Here is a 15,768-nt window from a genome sequence, read left to right as displayed (position 1 = left end):
ACACTCACCGATCTGCCATGATCACCGCGTGCCCCGAAGATCGACGTGGGCCAGGGTGATCATGGCGATCCTGGCCTTGCCGCTGCTGCTCGGCTGCCTGAACTGCTGCGACGCCATCCCGTCCTCGGTCGACGACGTCCTGCCCGAGAAGGGCCGCCCGCAGTTCACCCAGGACCAGGTGGCCGGGGTGTGGACGAGCGAGTGCGGCGGCAAGGTCAGCATCCGCGACGACGGCACCTACCACGCGGAGGGTCTCGTCCTGGACGACGACGGGGACGTGCCGCCGTTGACCGGCGACGGCAGCTGGTCCATCGTCGCGAAGGACGAGCACAACGACCAGCGCATCTTCCTGAACTTCGGCGAGCACTCCGCCGTCCAGCTCAGGGCCGAGCGCGCCGACCGGTTCGAGCACCTGGAGATCCAGGTCGACGACGCCCAGGACGCCCACGACTGCCGGATGAACCGCTAGGCACGGGTCTTCGAGCGGAAGAGCAGGGCCGCCGCGGCCATCGACACGGCCATGATGGCCACGCACCAGGCGGCCGCCTTCCACGGGGCGGAGCCGACCGGCTGGTCGAGCAGCAGGCCGCGCAGGCTCTCGGTGATCGGTGTGACGGGCTGGTTGCCGGCGAAGCCGCGCAGCCACGAGGGCATGGTGTCGATCGGGACGAAGGCGCTGCTGGCGTACGGGAGGAACGTGATCCCGAACGTGTAACCGCCGGCCGCCTCGGGGGAGGACGCGAGCAGTCCGAGCGCCGCCGCCAGCCATGACACGGCGGCGATGGTGAGCACGAGCACGCCAAGAGCGGCGAGCCACTGCGCGGCGGAGGCGTGCGGGCGGAACCCGATCGCGAACGCGACGCCGAAGACCAGCGCGCTGGAGAACACGTTGCGGGCGAGGCTGGCGGCGACGTGGCCGGCGAGGACGGCCGGGCCGCCGACGTCGAGGGAGCGGAGGCGGTCGATGATGCCGCCGGTCATGTCGCTGGCGACGGAGCCCGCGGTCATGGCGGAGCCGAACGTGACGCAGAGCAGCATGACGCCGGGCACGACGTAGGTGACGTAGGCGGTGCCGGTGTCGATGGCGCCGCCGAACAGGTAGACGAAGACGACCATCAGCATCACCGGCAGCACCAGCGACATGATGAGCGCCTCGACGTTGCGGCGGCCGAGACGCAGCGACCTGCCCCCCATGGTCAGCCACTGGACCGGGGCGGTGGCGAGGCTAGACATTGGCGGGCTCCTTCACTGACGCGGACGCAGAGGTGAGGGCGAGGAAGACGTCGTCGAGCGTGGCGCTGTGCAGCGAGAACCGGAGCACGTCGGCGCCGTGGGGGTCGATCTCGTCCAGGACGGCGCGGACGTGCGCGGCGCTGCCGTCGGTGGTGACGCCGACGGTGAGGCGGCCGGCGTCGTGCTGCACCACCCGGGCGCCGAAGTGGGCCAGCGCCGTGTCCCAGGACGAGCGCGACGCCATCTCCAGGTCGAGGCGCTGGTCGCCGAAGCGCGCCTTCAGCTCGGCCGGGGTGCCTGAGGCGACGACCCGGCCGTGGTCGACGACGGCGATGCGGTCGGCGAGCTGGTCGGCCTCCTCCAGGTACTGCGTGGTGAGGAAGACGGTGACGCCGGTGCTGACCAGGCCGGCGATCACCTGCCACATCGCCTGCCGGCTGGTGAGGTCCAGGCCGGTGGTCGGCTCGTCGAGGAAGATCACCGACGGGGTGCCGACGAGGCCGGCGGCGAGGTCGAGCCGGCGCCGCATGCCGCCGGAGTAGGTGCCGGCGCGCCGGTCGGCGGCGGCGGTCAGGTCGAAGCGCTCGAGGAGCTCGCCGGCGCGCTTCCTGGCCGCGGCGGCGGTGAGGCCGCTGAGCCTGCCCATCATGCGGAGGTTCTCGGCGCCGGTCTGCAGCTCGTCGACCGCCGCGTACTGCCCGGTGAGGCTGACCGCTGCGCGGACCTGCCGGCGCTGGCGGACCACGTCGTAGCCGGCGACGCGGCACCGGCCGCCGTCGGGGCGCAGGAGCGTGGCGAGGATGCGCACCGTGGTGGTCTTGCCGGCGCCGTTGGGTCCGAGCAGGGAGAACACGGTGCCGGCCGGCACCGCCAGGTCGACGCCGGTGAGGACGTCGAGCCTGCCGTACGACTTCGTGAGGCCGGTCGCCTCGACGGCGAGGGTCATGAGGCACGCTCCAAGATTGTTTACTGCGTATGTCGTACGCACTACTGCGTAAGTTATACGCAGAAGTAGGATCTGGGTCAATGGAGAAGGAACTGCCCTCGAGCCTGGCCGTCGCCTGGGGCCTGCGCGCCCGGCCCGGCAAGGGGCCGCGACCTGGGCTGACGCTGGATCGGATCGTCGCCGCGGGCGTGCGGGTGGCCGCGGCGGAGGGCCTCGGCGCGGTGTCGATGAGCCGGGTGGCGGCCGAGCTCGGTGCGGCCACGATGTCGCTGTACCGCTACGTCGCCGCGAAGAACGAGCTGCTCGACCTGATGGTCGACGCCGCGGTCGGCCACCCGCCGCCGATGCCGCCGGGCGAGGGCTGGCGGGAGGGGATGCTGCGCTTCGCCCGCGCGCACCTGGAGATCCTGCGCCGCCAGCCGTGGATGGTGCGGGTGCCGATCACCTCGCCGCCGCTGACGCCCAACCACGTCGCCTGGATGGACCACGGCCTCGCGGTGCTGGCGGAAACGCCCCTCGAGGAGCACGAGAAGCTCTCCACGATCATGACGGTGAGCGGCATCACCCGGAGCTGGGCGCTGCTGACCGCCGACATCACCGCGGCGGCGCAGGCGTCGGGGACGACCGCCGACGAGGCGATGCTGACCTATGGCCAGCTGCTCGGCAGGCTGGCCGACCCCCAGCGGTTCCCCGCGATCGGCAGGCTTCTCGCGACCGGCATACTCGACGTGCCCGACGAGACGCCGGACACCGACTTCGAGTTCGGCCTGGCGCGCGTCATGGACGGCATCCAGACCCTGATCGACCGAAGGTGCGCCGGGGACACCTGCTGACCGCAGGATGCCGCGAAACGGGTGCTCCCTGTAAGCGTTGATAATGTGCGACGGTCATCTCGGGAGAACGGCGGAGCATGTGGCGGTAACCGTGGAACAGCCGACGTCGGCGACACCTTCGCCAGCCCGCGCCCGGCGAAGGCCGCCCGCCTGGGTGCCGCCTGTCACGCTCGGTGTTCTGATCATCATCGGACTGCGGTTCTACGGGGTCCCGGTCTGGACGACGGCGATCTTCGCCGGCTACGTCGCCCTCGGGATCGCACTGCCGGGCATGCTGCTCTGGCGGGCGGTCCGCGGCCGGTCCGGCTGGCTCGTCGAAGACGTCGCGGCGGGTCTCGCCGTCGGCTACTCGTGCGAGGTGATGACCTACATCGCCGCCAGGTGGATCGGCGTGCCCCTGCTGACGGCCGCATGGCCGGTCGCGACGATCGCGGTCTTCCTGCTCGTGCCGAAACTGCGGCGCTACTGGCGTGGCACCGACCGCGCCGATGAGAAGACGCCGTTCTGGTTCTCGGCGATCCTGTCGGGCGGCGGGCTGGTGCTCTTCTACTGGAGCATCATCCGGTTCTTCCGCACGCACGGTCTGGTCGAGCCCGGCTCGCTGAGCCCCGACATCGACTCCCCGTTCCACCTGGCGCTGCTCGGTGACGCCAAGCACCACATGCCGCTCGCCTCGCCGTGGCTGCCGGAGCAGCCGGTGCTCTACCACTGGTTCGTCTACGCCGAGATGGCCTCCACCTCCTGGATCACCGGGATCGAGCCGGAGGTCCTGCTGCTGCGCCTGTCGCCGCTGCCGATGATCCTCGGGCTGCTGGTGTTGATGGCCGTCCTCGGCAAGCGGCTCACCGGCCAGTGGTGGTGCGGGGCGGCCGCCGTGGTCATCACCTTCTTCGTGCTCACCCCGACGCCGTACCAGTGGCCGCTGAACACGTGGTTCTCCGCCTACGGCACCAACGTCTACGAGGACGGCTCGTCGCTGCGCGCCCAGCTGTGGACGAGCCCGACACAGACGTTCGGCGCGATTCTGTTCGCCGCGCTCGTGCTCGTGCTGGTGGACGTGCTCACGGAGAGCAACCGGAAGCGCTGGCTGCTGGTGGCCCTGCTGATGGCGGCGATCACCGGCGGCAAGGCGACGTTCCTGCCCATGCTGCTCGCCGGCGTGCTCCTGGTCATCGCGGTGCGCCTGCTGGTCCGTCGCCAGGTCCGCCCGCCCGCGCTGATCGTCGCCGGCGTCGCGTTCCTCGCGCTGCTGTTCGCGCAGTTCGTCCTGTTCGGCGGGGCGGCGCAGGGCCTGGCGATCGACCCGCTGCACTTCGCCCAGATCTCCGGCGCGCCTTTCACGGCCAAGTTCGCGGTGCCTGGCCAGGCCGGGCTGCTGCGGCTGCTGCTGGTCGCGGCGATCACGGTCGCCTGCTGGGCCTGCATCTGGCCGGGCCTGGTCGGGCTGACGCGGTTCGTGTGGCGCCGCCGTCCCGACCTGCAGATTCCAGCCGAGCCGGTCGTCCTGGTGCTCGGGATCGGCCTGTCCGGCATCGGCGCGCTGTTCGTCTTCGGGCACGAGGGCGGCGCCGAGGGGTGGTTCATGGTCTCCGGCCGCCCATACCTGTCGCTCGCGGCGGTGGTCGGCCTGGCGATGATCACGCCGTCCGGCGTGCCCACCCGGCGGATGCTGACCTGGGTGTACGGCGCGATCGCCGTCGGCGCCGCGAGCCTGATCGTGATCCACCAGCTCGGCCAGACGTGGGTCCCCACGGCGGCTCGCGCCGGCAGCTCCGCCAAGAGCGCGTTCTACCTCGTCTGGCCATATGCGGCGGTGTTCGGGCTGCTCGGCATCGCCGTGCTGCTCGTGATCCGCTCGTCCTTCCCGGCCAAGGGCACCGTCGTCGTCAGCCTGCTGGCCGGCGTCTGCCTGGTCACGACGCCGCTGCACCTGCACGAGACGACCCGCCAGGCCGAGGACACCGGCTGGCGCGACATCAACCAGTACCAGCAGTTCATCCCGGCGGGCACGATGCAGGCCGGGCGGTGGCTGCGTGACCACTCCGGCCCCGACGACCTGGTCGCCACGAACGCGCACTGCTTCGTCCTCGCCGGCGAGAACCCCACCCAGTGCGACAACCGGCATTTCGCCTTCGCTGCGTACAGTGAGCGCCGCTTCCTCATCGAAGGCTGGGGATTCACGAGCCGTGCCCATGAGGTGGCCGCCGAGATCGGCGTGAACGACGTGGTCGTGCCGTACTGGAACCAGCAGCTGCTCTCCGACAACGACGCGGCGTTCATTTCGCCGTCGGCGGCGACGATCGACAAGCTGCGCGACCAGTATGGTGTGCGGTGGCTGTTCGTCCTCGAGGCCTCGGACCCCTCCGCAGTCTCAGCCTCGCCGTCGCTTGGTGAGTTCGCGCAGCTCAGGCACCGTGCAGGGAAGATCGCTGTCTACGAGATCCGCTGAGGGATGATGAACGACACTGTGACTGACGCCCCCGCGATGGAGCCGACCGCCGCGGGCCGCCAGGCCCGCCTGGCACAGGTGCTCGCCTGCCCCGCCTGTCACGCACCGTTACAGCTCGATGGCGGCGAGATCGTCGCCTGCGCGGCCTGCGGTCACACGGGCAAGCGCCTCTGGAAAAACGGAAGTGGTCAGCTGAAGTTCGGCGGGTTCGACTCCGAGGAGCTCACCGCCGACGCGCTGAACCGGATCAAGGAGCACGTCAAGAAGCGGTTCAACAAGGTGTACCCGACGGCGATCAAGGTGCTGTCGCCGGTCATGGACCGCAACCTGATCATGCCGTTCCTGCGCAGCTTCAACCTGGAGCACGACCTCGTCGCCGACTTCGGCTGCGGCACGCACCGCCGCGACCAGCGGGTCATCTGCATGGACGGCGGCACCTACCCCAACGTCGACATCGTCACCGACCTGCGGCGCCTGCCGCTGGCCGAGGGCAGCCTCGCCGGCGGGATCAGCATCGCCGTCCTGGAGCACGTGCCCGACCCGGCGGCGCACATCGCCGAGATGCACCGCGTGCTGCGCCCCGGCGGCCGGATGCTCGTGTTCGTGCCGTTCATGCAGCCGTTCCACGCCTCGCCGTACGACTTCCAGCGCTACACCGAGGTCGGGCTGCGCGAGCAGTTCCCGCAGTTCGAGGTCCTCAGCGTCAAGGTCGGCGCCGGCCCCACGTCCGGCATGCTGTGGACGCTGCAGGAGTGGCTGGCGATGCTGCTGTCGTTCGGCAGCATGCGGCTGTACCGGGCGATCCTGCCCCTCACCTGGATCCTGTCCCCGCTGAAGCTCCTCGACCTGCTGCTGGCGCACCACCCGGCGGCCGCGGTGACCGCGAGCGGCTTCGTCATCGAGGTCCGCAAGCCGGCATGAGGGAGTCGCGACTTTTCGGCGGCCGGGGCCCCTCCTCCGGGGACCTGACCGGCAACCCGTTCCGTGCGGACCGGGACCGGATCGTCGCGTCCCCGTTCTTCGCCCGCCTCGGCGGCGTCACCCAGGTGATCAGCCCGGGCGGGTCGGGGCTGCTGGTGCACAACCGGCTCACCCACAGCCTCAAGGTCGCGAGCGTCGCCCGCGGCATCGTGGAGCGGCTGTGCTCGCCCCAGTGCGGGGCACAGCCGCTGCTGGACAAGCTCGGCGGCTGCGACGCCGACGTCGTGGAGGCGGCGGCGCTCGCGCACGACCTCGGGCACCCGCCGTTCGGGCACCTCGGCGAGCGGGTCCTGGACCGGCTCGCCCGGCAGCGGCTGGGGCTGCCGGACGGGTTCGAGGGCAACGCGCAGTCGTACCGCATCGTCACGAGCACCGAGATCAGCGGCTCGACCGTCGGGCTGGACCTCACCGCCGCGGTCCGGGCGGCCATGGCGAAGTACCCGTGGACCCGGCGGACCTACCCTTCGCCACACGTACACCTGATGCGTCCGACACCTCGTGGTGCCGGGGTGGACCCGGAGGACCCCTCGGCGGGGTCGCTGAAGTTCGGCGCCTACGTGACCGAGCTCGCCGACCTGCGCCAGGCCCGCGCGCCGTTCGACGGGCTGCTCGCGCAGTGGCAGCAGACCGCGGAGGCGTCCGTGATGGACACCGCCGACGACATCGCCTACGCCATCCACGACCTCGAGGACTTCCACCGGGTCGGGGTCCTGCAGCAGGGCGCCGTCGCCACCGAGCTGATGGCGTGGCAGCGCGACGCGACCGCGCTGCGCTCGTCCGACCTCAGCCTCGCCGAGCTCCGTGGCTCCGCCCGCCGGCCGGGGCACTCGGTGGAGCTGCTGCGCCGCGACCTGTTCCGCAAGGACGGCTGGATCAGCGACGACGACGCGTTCTGGGCGGCCGTCGAGCACGTGCGGCACGAGCTCGTCGACGGGCTGCTCGCGGCGCCGTTCGACGGCTCGATCGAGGCGGAGCAGGGCGTCGCGCGTTTCTCGGCCCGCTGGACGCGGCGGCTCATCGACGCCATCAACGTGCTCCCGGACCCGCCGATGCGCGCCGGGCACGTCGCGCTCGGCACCGCGCAGTGGCACGAGGTACAGGTGCTGAAGTTCGTGCACCACCGGTTCGTCCTGGAGCGGCCCGACCTGGCGCTGCACCAGCGGGGGCAGGCCCGGCTGCTGAGCGCGCTCGTCGAGGCGCTGCACGCGTGGCTGGTCGACCCCGACGAGGCGGCGCGGCTGCCGCGGCGGCTGCACGACCTGGTCGACATGGCGTATGCGGAGGTCCGCGACCTGACCGCGGCCGACTACGGTCTCGCCTCGGGGGATCTGGACCGGATGGCGATGGCCCGCGGCCGGGCGATCGTCGACTTCGTGGCGGCGCTCACCGACGGGCAGGCGGTCGGGCTGCTCGACGCGCTGTCCGGGCGGTCGCGGCAGCTGTGGACGGACGCCTTCGTATTGTGAGCGTCATGCTCACGCTGCGCCCGCTCACCCCGTCCGAGTTCACGTCCTTCACCGCCGCGCTGAAGGCGGCCTATGCGCTCGACGAGGTGCAGGCGGGGCGCGGCTCCCCGGCCGAGGTCGAGGCGCGGATCGAGCGGCAGTTCGCGACGTGGCTGCCCGACGGCCTCGCCACCGAGGGGCACCTGCTCTACGCGGGCGTCGTGGACGGCGACGTGGTCGGGCACCTGTGGATCGGGCTGCCGACGCCCGACCGGGCGCAGGCGTGGATCTACGAGATCTCCGTCGAGGAGGCGCACCGCCGCCGCGGCCACGGCCGGGCGCTGATGCTCGCCGCCGAAGAGGAACTGCGCGCCCGCGGCGTGACCCGGGTCGGCCTCAACGTCTTCGGTCACAACCCGGGGGCGCTGCGCCTGTACGAATCGTTGGGGTTCGAGACGACTTCGCGGCAGATGTCGAAGACACTTCCGTAAACACACGCATCAATAGGTGGACAACGTCACTCTGGTACCACTAGAAAGGGTCAGTGACCACCGAGAGTGATCTTCCGGCGACTGGGCGACGCGTGGACTGGCGCCGCTTTCACTGGGGGCCGATCGGCGTCGCGGTCGCCGGCGTCGTGACGGTGACACTGACGGCGATCATGGTGTATCCGTTGACGCAGCCCGATCGCCGGGCATCAGTGGACGGCCTGACCCCCGAGGAGCGCCGCTCCGCGGAGCGGGCGGGGCTGCCCGGCTCCGGTGCCTCGACGTCGCCCTCGGCGTCCCGGTCCCCGTCACCGTCGGTGTCGGCCGGCGCGTCGCCGTCCGCCGTGCCGAGGGTCGTGTCGCGGGGCGGTGGGAAGCCCGCCGCCGGCAACACCGGCGTGATCGCCGGCACGGCGCTGACCGTGCTCACGGGCGACCAGACGCTGTCCGTCGACAACGCCGTGGTCTCGAACGCCGACATCCGCGGGTACGTCCGCATCACCGGGAAGAACGTGACGATCCGCAACTCGATCGTGCGGGGCGGGGCGGCGCGCTGCTCGGCCGCCGTGATCGAGGTCGTCGGCAGCGCGGTCATCGAGGACGTCGAGATCGCCCCGGCCAACCCCAACGCGTGCCTCGACGGCGTGTGGGCCACCGCCACGACCCTGACCCGGGTCAACATCCACGGCACCGTCGACGGCGTGAAGGCCGGCAACGACGTCGTCATCCAGGACTCCTGGATCCACGACCTGACGTTCTTCAGCACCGGCGCCCCGGGCGCGACCGTCAACGACGCCGTCGACACCCGCGGCAAGCGCCGCATCACGTTGCGGCACAACGTGCTCTACCCGGGCGCCGAAGCCAACGCCGCCTTCCAGATCACGCAGGAGGGCGGCGCCAGCGGTGACGTGCGCGTCGAGAACAACTGGCTCGACGGCGGCTCCTGCGTGCTCAACTTCGCCCACCGCGGCGGCGGCCCCACCCCGATGACCGGCATCGCCGTGGTGAACAACCGCTTCGGCCGCAACACCAGATACGTCTGCCCCATTCTCATCAGTACGCAGACCACGCTGAGCGCCAATTCCGGAAACGTCTGGGACGACACCGGCGCGCCGATCCCCGCGCCGGACAAACACGATTAAATGATCTGGTGACCGCTTCACTGGAACGTCTGGTCGTCATCGGCTGCGACGCCGCAGGGATGAGCGCCGCCTCGCAGGCCCGCCGCCGCCGACCCGCCGCCGACCTGCGGATCGTGGCGTTCGAGAAGGGGCAGCACGTCTCCTATTCGGCGTGCGGCATCCCGTACCTGGTGGCCGGCGACGTCTCCACCCCGGACGACCTGGTCGCTCGTACGCCCGAGGAGTTCCGCAAGCTCGACATCGACCTGCGCCTCGGCTGCGAGGTCGTGGGGATCTCGCTGCCCTCCCGCTCCGTGACCGTCCGGTCCGGGGAGCGCACCTACGACGAACCCTTCGACCAGCTCGTCATCGCCACCGGCGGCGTGCCGGCCCGCCCCGACGTCCCGGGCGCCGACGCCGACGGGATCCACGGCGTACAGACGCTGGAGGACGGCATCCGGCTGCTGTCGTTCCTGGAGGACCGTGCGCCGAAGCGCGCGGTGGTCGTCGGTGCCGGGTACATCGGCCTCGAGATGGCGGAGGCGATGATCCGCCGCGGTCTGGAGGTCACCCTCATCGACGCCGCCGACCAGCCCATGCGCACCCTCGACCCCGACATGGCCGGCCTCGTCGCGAACGCGCTGCGCGACCTCGGCGTCGACCTGCGGCTGTCGTGCCGCCTCTCGGGCTTCTCGTCGGACGCCGGCCGGGTCACCGCGGTCCGCACCGACGCCGGGACGCTGTCGGCCGACGTCGTCATTCTCGGCCTCGGTACGAAACCCAACAGCGCCCTCGCGGCCGACGCGGGCATCGCGGTCGGCGCGTCCGGCGGCATCGTCGTCGACCGCCGCCAGCGCACGTCTGCGGAGGGCGTCTGGGCCGCCGGCGACTGCGTCGAGGTGCACCACCTGATCTCGCAGCGCCCCACCGCGATCGCCCTCGGCACCCACGCCAACAAGCAGGGCCGCGCCGCGGGCATCAACATCGGCGGCGGCTACGCCACCTTCCCCGGCGTCGTCGGCACCGCCGTGTCGAAGATCTGCTCGCACGAGGTCGCCCGCACCGGCCTCACCACCGCCGAGGCTTTGGGTGCGGGCTTCGAGGTGTTCTCCGCCGTCACCGAGTCGACCACCCGCGCCGGCTACTTCCCCGGGGCCCTCCCCATCACCACGAAGCTGATCGCCGAACGCACCACCGGCCGCCTCCTGGGCGCCCAGATCGTCGGCCAGGAAGGCGCCGCGAAGCGCATCGACGCCCTCGCCGTCGCCCTCTGGCACGGCATGACCGTCGAGGAGATGACCGGCCTGGACCTCTCCTACGCCCCGCCCTTCGCCCCGGTCTGGGACCCCGTCCTCATCGCCGCCCGCAAGACCGCCGAGCAGCTGGCTAGGCTCAGGCCGTGATCATCCACAGCGCGCCCTTCGCCTCGTTGGACGTCTTCACCCTGTACGCCATCCTCCGCCTCCGCAGCGACGTCTTCGTCGTCGAGCAGGCGTCCCCCTACCCCGAGCTGGACGGCCGCGACACCGAACCCGCCACCGTCCACATCTGGCTCAGCGACCCCGCCGGCGCCGTCACCGCCTGCCTGCGCGTCCTCACCGACACGGACGGCACCGCCCGCATCGGCCGCGTGGTCACCGCCGCCACCCACCGGGGCCAGGGCCTCGCCGCCCGCCTTCTCGCCGAGGCGGTCGCCCTGATCGGCCCCCGCCCCGCGGTCCTGGACGCCCAGACGACGGCCGTCCGCGTGTACGAACGGTTCGGCTTCGTCGCCACAGGCACCCCCTACCTCGAGGACGGCATCGAACACATCACCATGCGCCGAACCTGACCGAGCTGCCGGCCGATCCTCATGATCCGGAAGAGTTTGTGCTGCTCTGGCGACACGAACTCTTCCGGATCATGGGAGGGGCACACAGCGAGGTCAGAAGCGGGCGAAGCTGCGTAGGGGCATGCGGGGGCCGAACTTGGGGGCGGTGATGCCCGCGGCGGCCAGCAGGCCGCAGACGCGGCCGCGGTGGCCGGCGTACGGGGCGAGCAGCTCCAGCATGTGCTCGTCGGTGCCGCGGGCCGCGCCGGTCAGGGCGTAGGCCACGACGTTCTTGATGTGGTAGTCGCCGACGGAGACGGCGTCGGGGTCGCCGTAGGCGGCGCGGGTGACCTCGGCGGCGGTCCAGGGGCCGATGCCGCGGATGGTGAGCAGCCGCGCGACGGCGTCGGCGGCGGTGGTGCAGCGCTCCAGGCGGGATGCTTCGGCGGCGACGCGGCGCAGGGCGTCGGCGCGTTTCTGTTCGATGCCGAAGGGGTGGAACACCCAGTAGGGCGCGGCGGCGATCGCCTCGGGTGGAGGGGGCAGGCGGAGCCGGGGATGGGGGCCGGGGGCGGGGTCGGTGCTGAAGTGGCGCAGGAGGCGCACGTAGCCGTCGCGGGCCTCCTTGCCGGTGACCTTCTGGCCGAGGACGGCCGGGACCAGGTGGTGGAAGACCCGGCCGGTCGCGCCGATGCGCAGGCCCGAGTGCTCGCGGGCGAGGCGGTACAGGAGCGGGTGCTGACGGGCGAGGTCGAGGAAGCCGGTGAGGTCGTCCCGGAGCCCGGCCACGGCGTCGGCACGGTCGAGGAGCCAGTCGGCGCCCGGGCCGTAGGCGGTCGCGACCAGCGAGGAACCAGCGGCCGGCGAGGAACCAGCGACCGGCGAGGTTCCCGTGAGCGTCAGCTGGAGTGTGCCCGGGCCGTCGGGTGTACGGGTGGCGAACCAGCCCTCCCGCGCGCCGACGGACAGCGTCGGGTCGCCGTTGATGAGGCACAGGCCGCGCAGCGTCCCCGCCAGGTCGTAGCGGGGCGGGCAGTCGAACGTCCTCACCGGGCGGCCTTGGCGAGGGCGCGGTGCAGGAGGCGGGCGTCGCCGAGCATGGCGCGCAGCTTACGCTCCAGGCCCGCGATCGGGATGAGGTTCTGCGGGGCCCGCGGGTCCTTGTAGGCGCTGGAGGCGAAGCGGGGGAGGGTGACCGCCGACAGGTGTGCGAGGGCGATCGCGTCGGCGGGGAGCAGGTCGGCGGAGCACTCGGCCCGCACGATGCCCGCCCACGGCGACCCTTCCGGTCCCGGCAGCCGCAGGTACCAGGCGAACCGGTGCCACGAGGTGCCGAGGAGGAACACGGGGGAGCGCTGGCCGCCGCGCAGCCCGGTGACGACGGCGGTCAGCTCCGCCGGCAGGTACTCGACGCGGTGGGTCTTGATGTAGCCCAGGGCGCGGGGCAGGTGCGCGCGCTCCTGCAGCGGGCCGTCGACGATGAGCAGGTCGCCGTCGTCGCGCTCCTCGCCGGACACGCCGACCTCCAGTGCCCGCATGTGCCGCTGTACGCCCAGCGCCAGGTCCTTCGGCTCGCCCCGGGAGACCCGGATCGCCGGGTAGCGGACGGCGCCGGTGACCAGGGGCGGGGCCAGCTCGAACGGGGTGAACAGGCCGCGCTCGATGCGGGTCGTGGCGATCGCGGCGGCGCCCCGGTCGAGGTCGCAGCGCACGACGCCGGCCGCGTAGGAGGCGGCGACGCCTGGGTACGTGACGCCGTCGTCGTCGGTGGCCCAGACCCGCGCGTCGATGCGCTGGACGCCGTCGACGACGAGGACGGTGCCGGGCGGCCGCAGCCCGGCGGGCGCGTCGACGCCCCGCCAGGCCTGGGCGGGCAGCTCGACGTCGGGCTGGATCTGCGCGCTGCTCTGCGCCTGCGGACCGTCCGCGGCGGCGGCCTCGAACGCCACCCCGTAGGACGGGTCCCACGCGTCGACGTGAAACTTCACAGTCCGACCCGTTCCACCCGGGCGGTGCGCGCGTCCCTGCGCACCTCGAACCTGACGGGGATGCGCTCGGCGAGCGCGCCGACGTGCGTGACGACGCCGACCATCCGGTCGCCGCGCGCGGCGAGGGCCTCCAGGGTCGCCGCGACGGTGTCCAATGTGGACTGGTCGAGGGTGCCGAAGCCTTCGTCGAGGACGATCGACTCGAGGCTCGCCGACGCCGTCGACAGGCCGGCCAGCTGCTCCGACAGGGCGAGGGCGAGGGCGAGGGACGCCTGGAACGTCTCACCGCCGGACAGCGTCCGCACCGCGCGCCGCAGGCCGGCGTCGTGGTGGTCGACGACGTAGAACTCGCCCTTCTCGTGGCCGAGGTCGTACTGCCCGCCGGACAGCTCCCGCAGCGTCCGCGACGCGCCGTCGACGAGCGTGTCGAGGGCCTCGGCGAGCAGCCACCGCTCGAAGCGGTCGGCCCGCAGGTGCTGGGCGAGGGCCTTCGCGACCTGCGCCTCCCGCGCGACCTCGTCGCGCTGCGCGGTCAGCCGGGCGGCCTCGGCGCGCCGCTCCTCGATCCGCCGGTGCGCCGCTTCCGCCCGCTCCACGGCGACGGCGGCCTCGCGGGCCGGGTCGGCGCCGGGCGCGGGCAGCCCCGCGTCGGCGAAGCGCGCCCGCAGCTCGTCGCGGACCGCGGTGACCCGCGCCTCGGCGTCCTGGACCGCCTCGGCGGCCGCGGGGCGGCGGGCCTGCCGCTCGCCGGCGGCGGTGCCGGCCCAGCCGGTCAGCGCCGCCCACGCGTCGGCGAGGTCGTCGCGGTCCGCGGGCGGCGGGCCGAACGCGGCGAGCGCGTCGCGGGCCGCGTCGAACGCCTTCCACGCCGCGCGCAGCTGGTCCTCGGCTCGGTCGGCGGCGCCGGCGGCCCTACGGTGCGCCTCGCGCGCCTTGCGGACCTCGGCGCCGGCCTTCTCCAGTCCACTGTGGAGCTTCGCGATCGTGTCGAGGTCGCGGCGCAGGGCGTCGGGCGCCGGCGCGCCGTCCAGCGCCCTGTCCAGTGTGGACATCCGGGCGTCGACCTGCTCGGCGTGCGCCCGCGCCGCGGCGAGCCCCCGGTCGAGGTCGCGCACGATCTTGTCCTGGTCGGCGACGACCCGCTCGGCGGCGTCGCTGCGCTTGCGGGCCGCGTCGCCGGCCGCCTTGGCCGCCGCGACCGCCGGCTCGAGCGGCGTCTCCGGCAGCGTCCGCACGGTCTGGGTGCACACCGGGCACTCGTCGCCGACCCGCAGGTGCGGCCGCAGCGCGGTGGCCCGGTCGACGGCGACCGCGGTCTGGTAGGCCTCCCTGGCCGCCTCCAGCGCTCCCATCGCGTCGGCGGCCTTGGTACGAGCCACCCCCAACGCGGCGGTGGCCTTCCCGTGCTCCTGCTCGGCCGCCGCGACGGTCGCGTGGACGGTGGCGGCCTCGCCGGCGAGCCGGTCGCGCTCGGCGTGCGCGTCGAGGAGCCGCCGCAGCGCGGTCTGGTCGCCGGCGCCCTGCAGCTCGCCGCGCAGCTTCTCCTCCCGCTCCTCCACGGTGCGGACCGCGTCGGCGGCGGCCGTGACCGCGGCGCGGGCCTGCGCCGCACCCGCCGCCAGGGTGCCCGCGTCGGCCGGCACCCGCAGCCGGGTCAGCCGGTCGATGTCGGCGTCCAGGTCGGTGAGCGTGGCCGCGGCGGCGACGGCGAGCTTCGCCGCGTCGGCCAGCTGCGGCCCGATCCGGTCGACGTCGCCGGCGAGCGCCCGGAGCGTCTCCGCCCTCGCGACCGCCGCGGCGAGGGCCGCGTCGTCCACGTCTGACATGCCGCTGAGCTGCTCGCCGAGGACCTTCAGCTTCGCGTCGGCGGCGCTGCCGCGCAGGTTCGCGCGCTCGCGGATCTGCCCGTACACGTCGAGACCCAGCAGATTGACGAGGATCTTCTGCCGCTCGGCCGGCTTGGCGTGCAGGAACGCCGCGAACTCGCCCTGCGGCAGCACCACGCACTTGGTGAACTGCTCGTAGGGCAGGCCGATCACGCTCTGCACCGCCAGGTCGACCTCCATGGGCGTGCCGGCCAGCACGGTGCCCATGTCCTCGGCGCTGAGCCCGCTGTCGAAGCGCGACAGGTCGAAGCCGTGCGGGAGCGCCTCCAGGCCGGCGTGCTTGGTGCTGACCGCGCCCTTGCCGTCGCGGCGCACGACCCGGGCGAGGACGTAGCGCACGCCCGCGGACTCGAACACGAACCGCACCCTCGCCTCGGTCGCCGACGGGGCGAGCGCGTTGGCGATCGCGCGCCGGTCGCCCCAGCGGGGGACGGTGCCGTAGAGCGCGAACGTGATCGCGTCGAGAATCGTCGACTTGCCGGAGCCGGTCGGCCCGACGAGCGCGAAGAAGTCCGTGTCGGTGAAGTCGACGGTCGTCGGCCGCCGGAAGACGGTGAACCCGTCCAGGTCCAAGCGAATGGGCCGCAT

At 72.7% G+C, this 15,768-nt stretch carries 14 protein-coding genes; 9 read left to right on the top strand and 5 right to left on the bottom strand.

From position 1 onward, the window contains the following. Positions 1–28 precede the first annotated feature (28 nt). On the top strand, positions 29–469 hold the full coding sequence (locus ABD332_RS18255; RefSeq protein WP_344503144.1) for a hypothetical protein: 441 nt from the start codon (positions 29–31) through the stop codon (positions 467–469). Here ABD332_RS18255 and ABD332_RS18250 read toward each other — a convergent pair. Continuing rightward, entirely contained in the window at positions 466–1,233 is a 768-nt protein-coding gene (locus tag ABD332_RS18250; RefSeq protein WP_344503143.1) for an ABC transporter permease, read from the bottom strand. The two genes, ABD332_RS18255 and ABD332_RS18250, sit on opposite strands and share 4 nt — an antisense overlap. Further along, complete coding sequence (locus ABD332_RS18245) at positions 1,226–2,179, bottom strand: ATP-binding cassette domain-containing protein (RefSeq protein WP_344503142.1); 954 nt, start codon at positions 2,177–2,179, stop codon at positions 1,226–1,228. The genes ABD332_RS18250 and ABD332_RS18245 overlap by 8 nt, the downstream gene beginning before the upstream one ends. 80 nt (positions 2,180–2,259) lie before the next feature. Here ABD332_RS18245 and ABD332_RS18240 point away from each other — a divergent pair, with 80 nt between their 5' ends. The 8 genes from ABD332_RS18240 to ABD332_RS18205 all read left to right on the top strand — a co-directional run bounded on the left by ABD332_RS18240 (position 2,260) and on the right by ABD332_RS18205 (position 11,327). Then, entirely contained in the window at positions 2,260–3,012 is a 753-nt protein-coding gene (locus ABD332_RS18240; protein WP_344503141.1) for a TetR/AcrR family transcriptional regulator, read from the top strand. Positions 3,013–3,166: 154 nt separating this feature from the next. Next, positions 3,167–5,461 carry a hypothetical protein gene (locus tag ABD332_RS18235; protein ID WP_344503140.1) on the top strand — a complete coding sequence of 765 codons (2,295 nt, stop codon included), beginning with the start codon at positions 3,167–3,169 and terminating at the stop codon, positions 5,459–5,461. Positions 5,462–5,479: 18 nt separating this feature from the next. Beyond that, positions 5,480–6,382, top strand: a complete 903-nt coding sequence (locus tag ABD332_RS18230; RefSeq protein ID WP_344503139.1) for a methyltransferase domain-containing protein — start codon at positions 5,480–5,482, stop codon at positions 6,380–6,382. Next, positions 6,379–7,908 carry a deoxyguanosinetriphosphate triphosphohydrolase family protein gene (locus ABD332_RS18225; protein ID WP_344503138.1) on the top strand — a complete coding sequence of 510 codons (1,530 nt, stop codon included), beginning with the start codon at positions 6,379–6,381 and terminating at the stop codon, positions 7,906–7,908. Before ABD332_RS18230 ends, ABD332_RS18225 begins: the two co-directional genes overlap by 4 nt. 5 nt (positions 7,909–7,913) lie before the next feature. Next, the gene (locus ABD332_RS18220) at positions 7,914–8,378 is read left to right on the top strand and encodes a GNAT family N-acetyltransferase (protein WP_344503137.1); all 465 of its coding nucleotides are present in this window, start codon (positions 7,914–7,916) and stop codon (positions 8,376–8,378) included. 53 nt (positions 8,379–8,431) lie between these two features. Further along, positions 8,432–9,517, top strand: coding sequence for a hypothetical protein (locus ABD332_RS18215; protein ID WP_344503136.1), 1,086 nt, complete (start codon positions 8,432–8,434; stop codon positions 9,515–9,517). Positions 9,518–9,525: 8 nt separating this feature from the next. After that, the gene (locus ABD332_RS18210; protein WP_344503135.1) at positions 9,526–10,899 is read left to right on the top strand and encodes an FAD-dependent oxidoreductase; all 1,374 of its coding nucleotides are present in this window, start codon (positions 9,526–9,528) and stop codon (positions 10,897–10,899) included. 2 nt (positions 10,900–10,901) lie between these two features. Beyond that, positions 10,902–11,327 carry a GNAT family N-acetyltransferase gene (locus ABD332_RS18205; protein WP_425552236.1) on the top strand — a complete coding sequence of 142 codons (426 nt, stop codon included), beginning with the start codon at positions 10,902–10,904 and terminating at the stop codon, positions 11,325–11,327. Positions 11,328–11,420: 93 nt separating this feature from the next. Here ABD332_RS18205 and ABD332_RS18200 read toward each other — a convergent pair whose 3' ends face one another. From ABD332_RS18200 to ABD332_RS18190, 3 genes are read right to left on the bottom strand one after another with little or no spacing between them, the layout of a single operon-like run. Continuing rightward, entirely contained in the window at positions 11,421–12,356 is a 936-nt protein-coding gene (locus tag ABD332_RS18200) for a DNA-3-methyladenine glycosylase family protein (RefSeq protein ID WP_425552228.1), read from the bottom strand. After that, positions 12,353–13,294, bottom strand: coding sequence for a hypothetical protein (locus ABD332_RS18195; RefSeq protein ID WP_344503133.1), 942 nt, complete (start codon positions 13,292–13,294; stop codon positions 12,353–12,355). The genes ABD332_RS18200 and ABD332_RS18195 overlap by 4 nt, the downstream gene beginning before the upstream one ends. Then, positions 13,291–15,768 carry an AAA family ATPase gene (locus ABD332_RS18190; protein WP_344503132.1) on the bottom strand — a complete coding sequence of 826 codons (2,478 nt, stop codon included), beginning with the start codon at positions 15,766–15,768 and terminating at the stop codon, positions 13,291–13,293. The genes ABD332_RS18195 and ABD332_RS18190 overlap by 4 nt, the downstream gene beginning before the upstream one ends.

The organism is Dactylosporangium maewongense (assembly GCF_039531485.1).
In the GTDB taxonomy this organism is placed as follows: Bacteria; Actinomycetota; Actinomycetes; order Mycobacteriales; family Micromonosporaceae; genus Dactylosporangium; species Dactylosporangium maewongense.
The sequence above is the reverse complement of the archived record's forward strand: the minus strand, read 5'-3'. Positions and strand labels throughout refer to the sequence as shown.

Excerpts from the sequence above, each read along its gene's own strand:
- ABD332_RS18220 (WP_344503137.1), top strand. The coding sequence starts at position 7,914 with ATGCTCACGCTGCGCCCGCTCACCCCGTCCGAGTTCACGTCCTTCACC.
- ABD332_RS18245 (WP_344503142.1), bottom strand. The coding sequence starts at position 2,179 with ATGACCCTCGCCGTCGAGGCGACCGGCCTCACGAAGTCGTACGGCAGG.
- ABD332_RS18225 (WP_344503138.1), top strand. The coding sequence starts at position 6,379 with ATGAGGGAGTCGCGACTTTTCGGCGGCCGGGGCCCCTCCTCCGGGGAC.
- ABD332_RS18190 (WP_344503132.1), bottom strand. The coding sequence starts at position 15,768 with ATGCGGCCCATTCGCTTGGACCTGGACGGGTTCACCGTCTTCCGGCGG.
- ABD332_RS18240 (WP_344503141.1), top strand. The coding sequence starts at position 2,260 with ATGGAGAAGGAACTGCCCTCGAGCCTGGCCGTCGCCTGGGGCCTGCGC.
- ABD332_RS18250 (WP_344503143.1), bottom strand. The coding sequence starts at position 1,233 with ATGTCTAGCCTCGCCACCGCCCCGGTCCAGTGGCTGACCATGGGGGGC.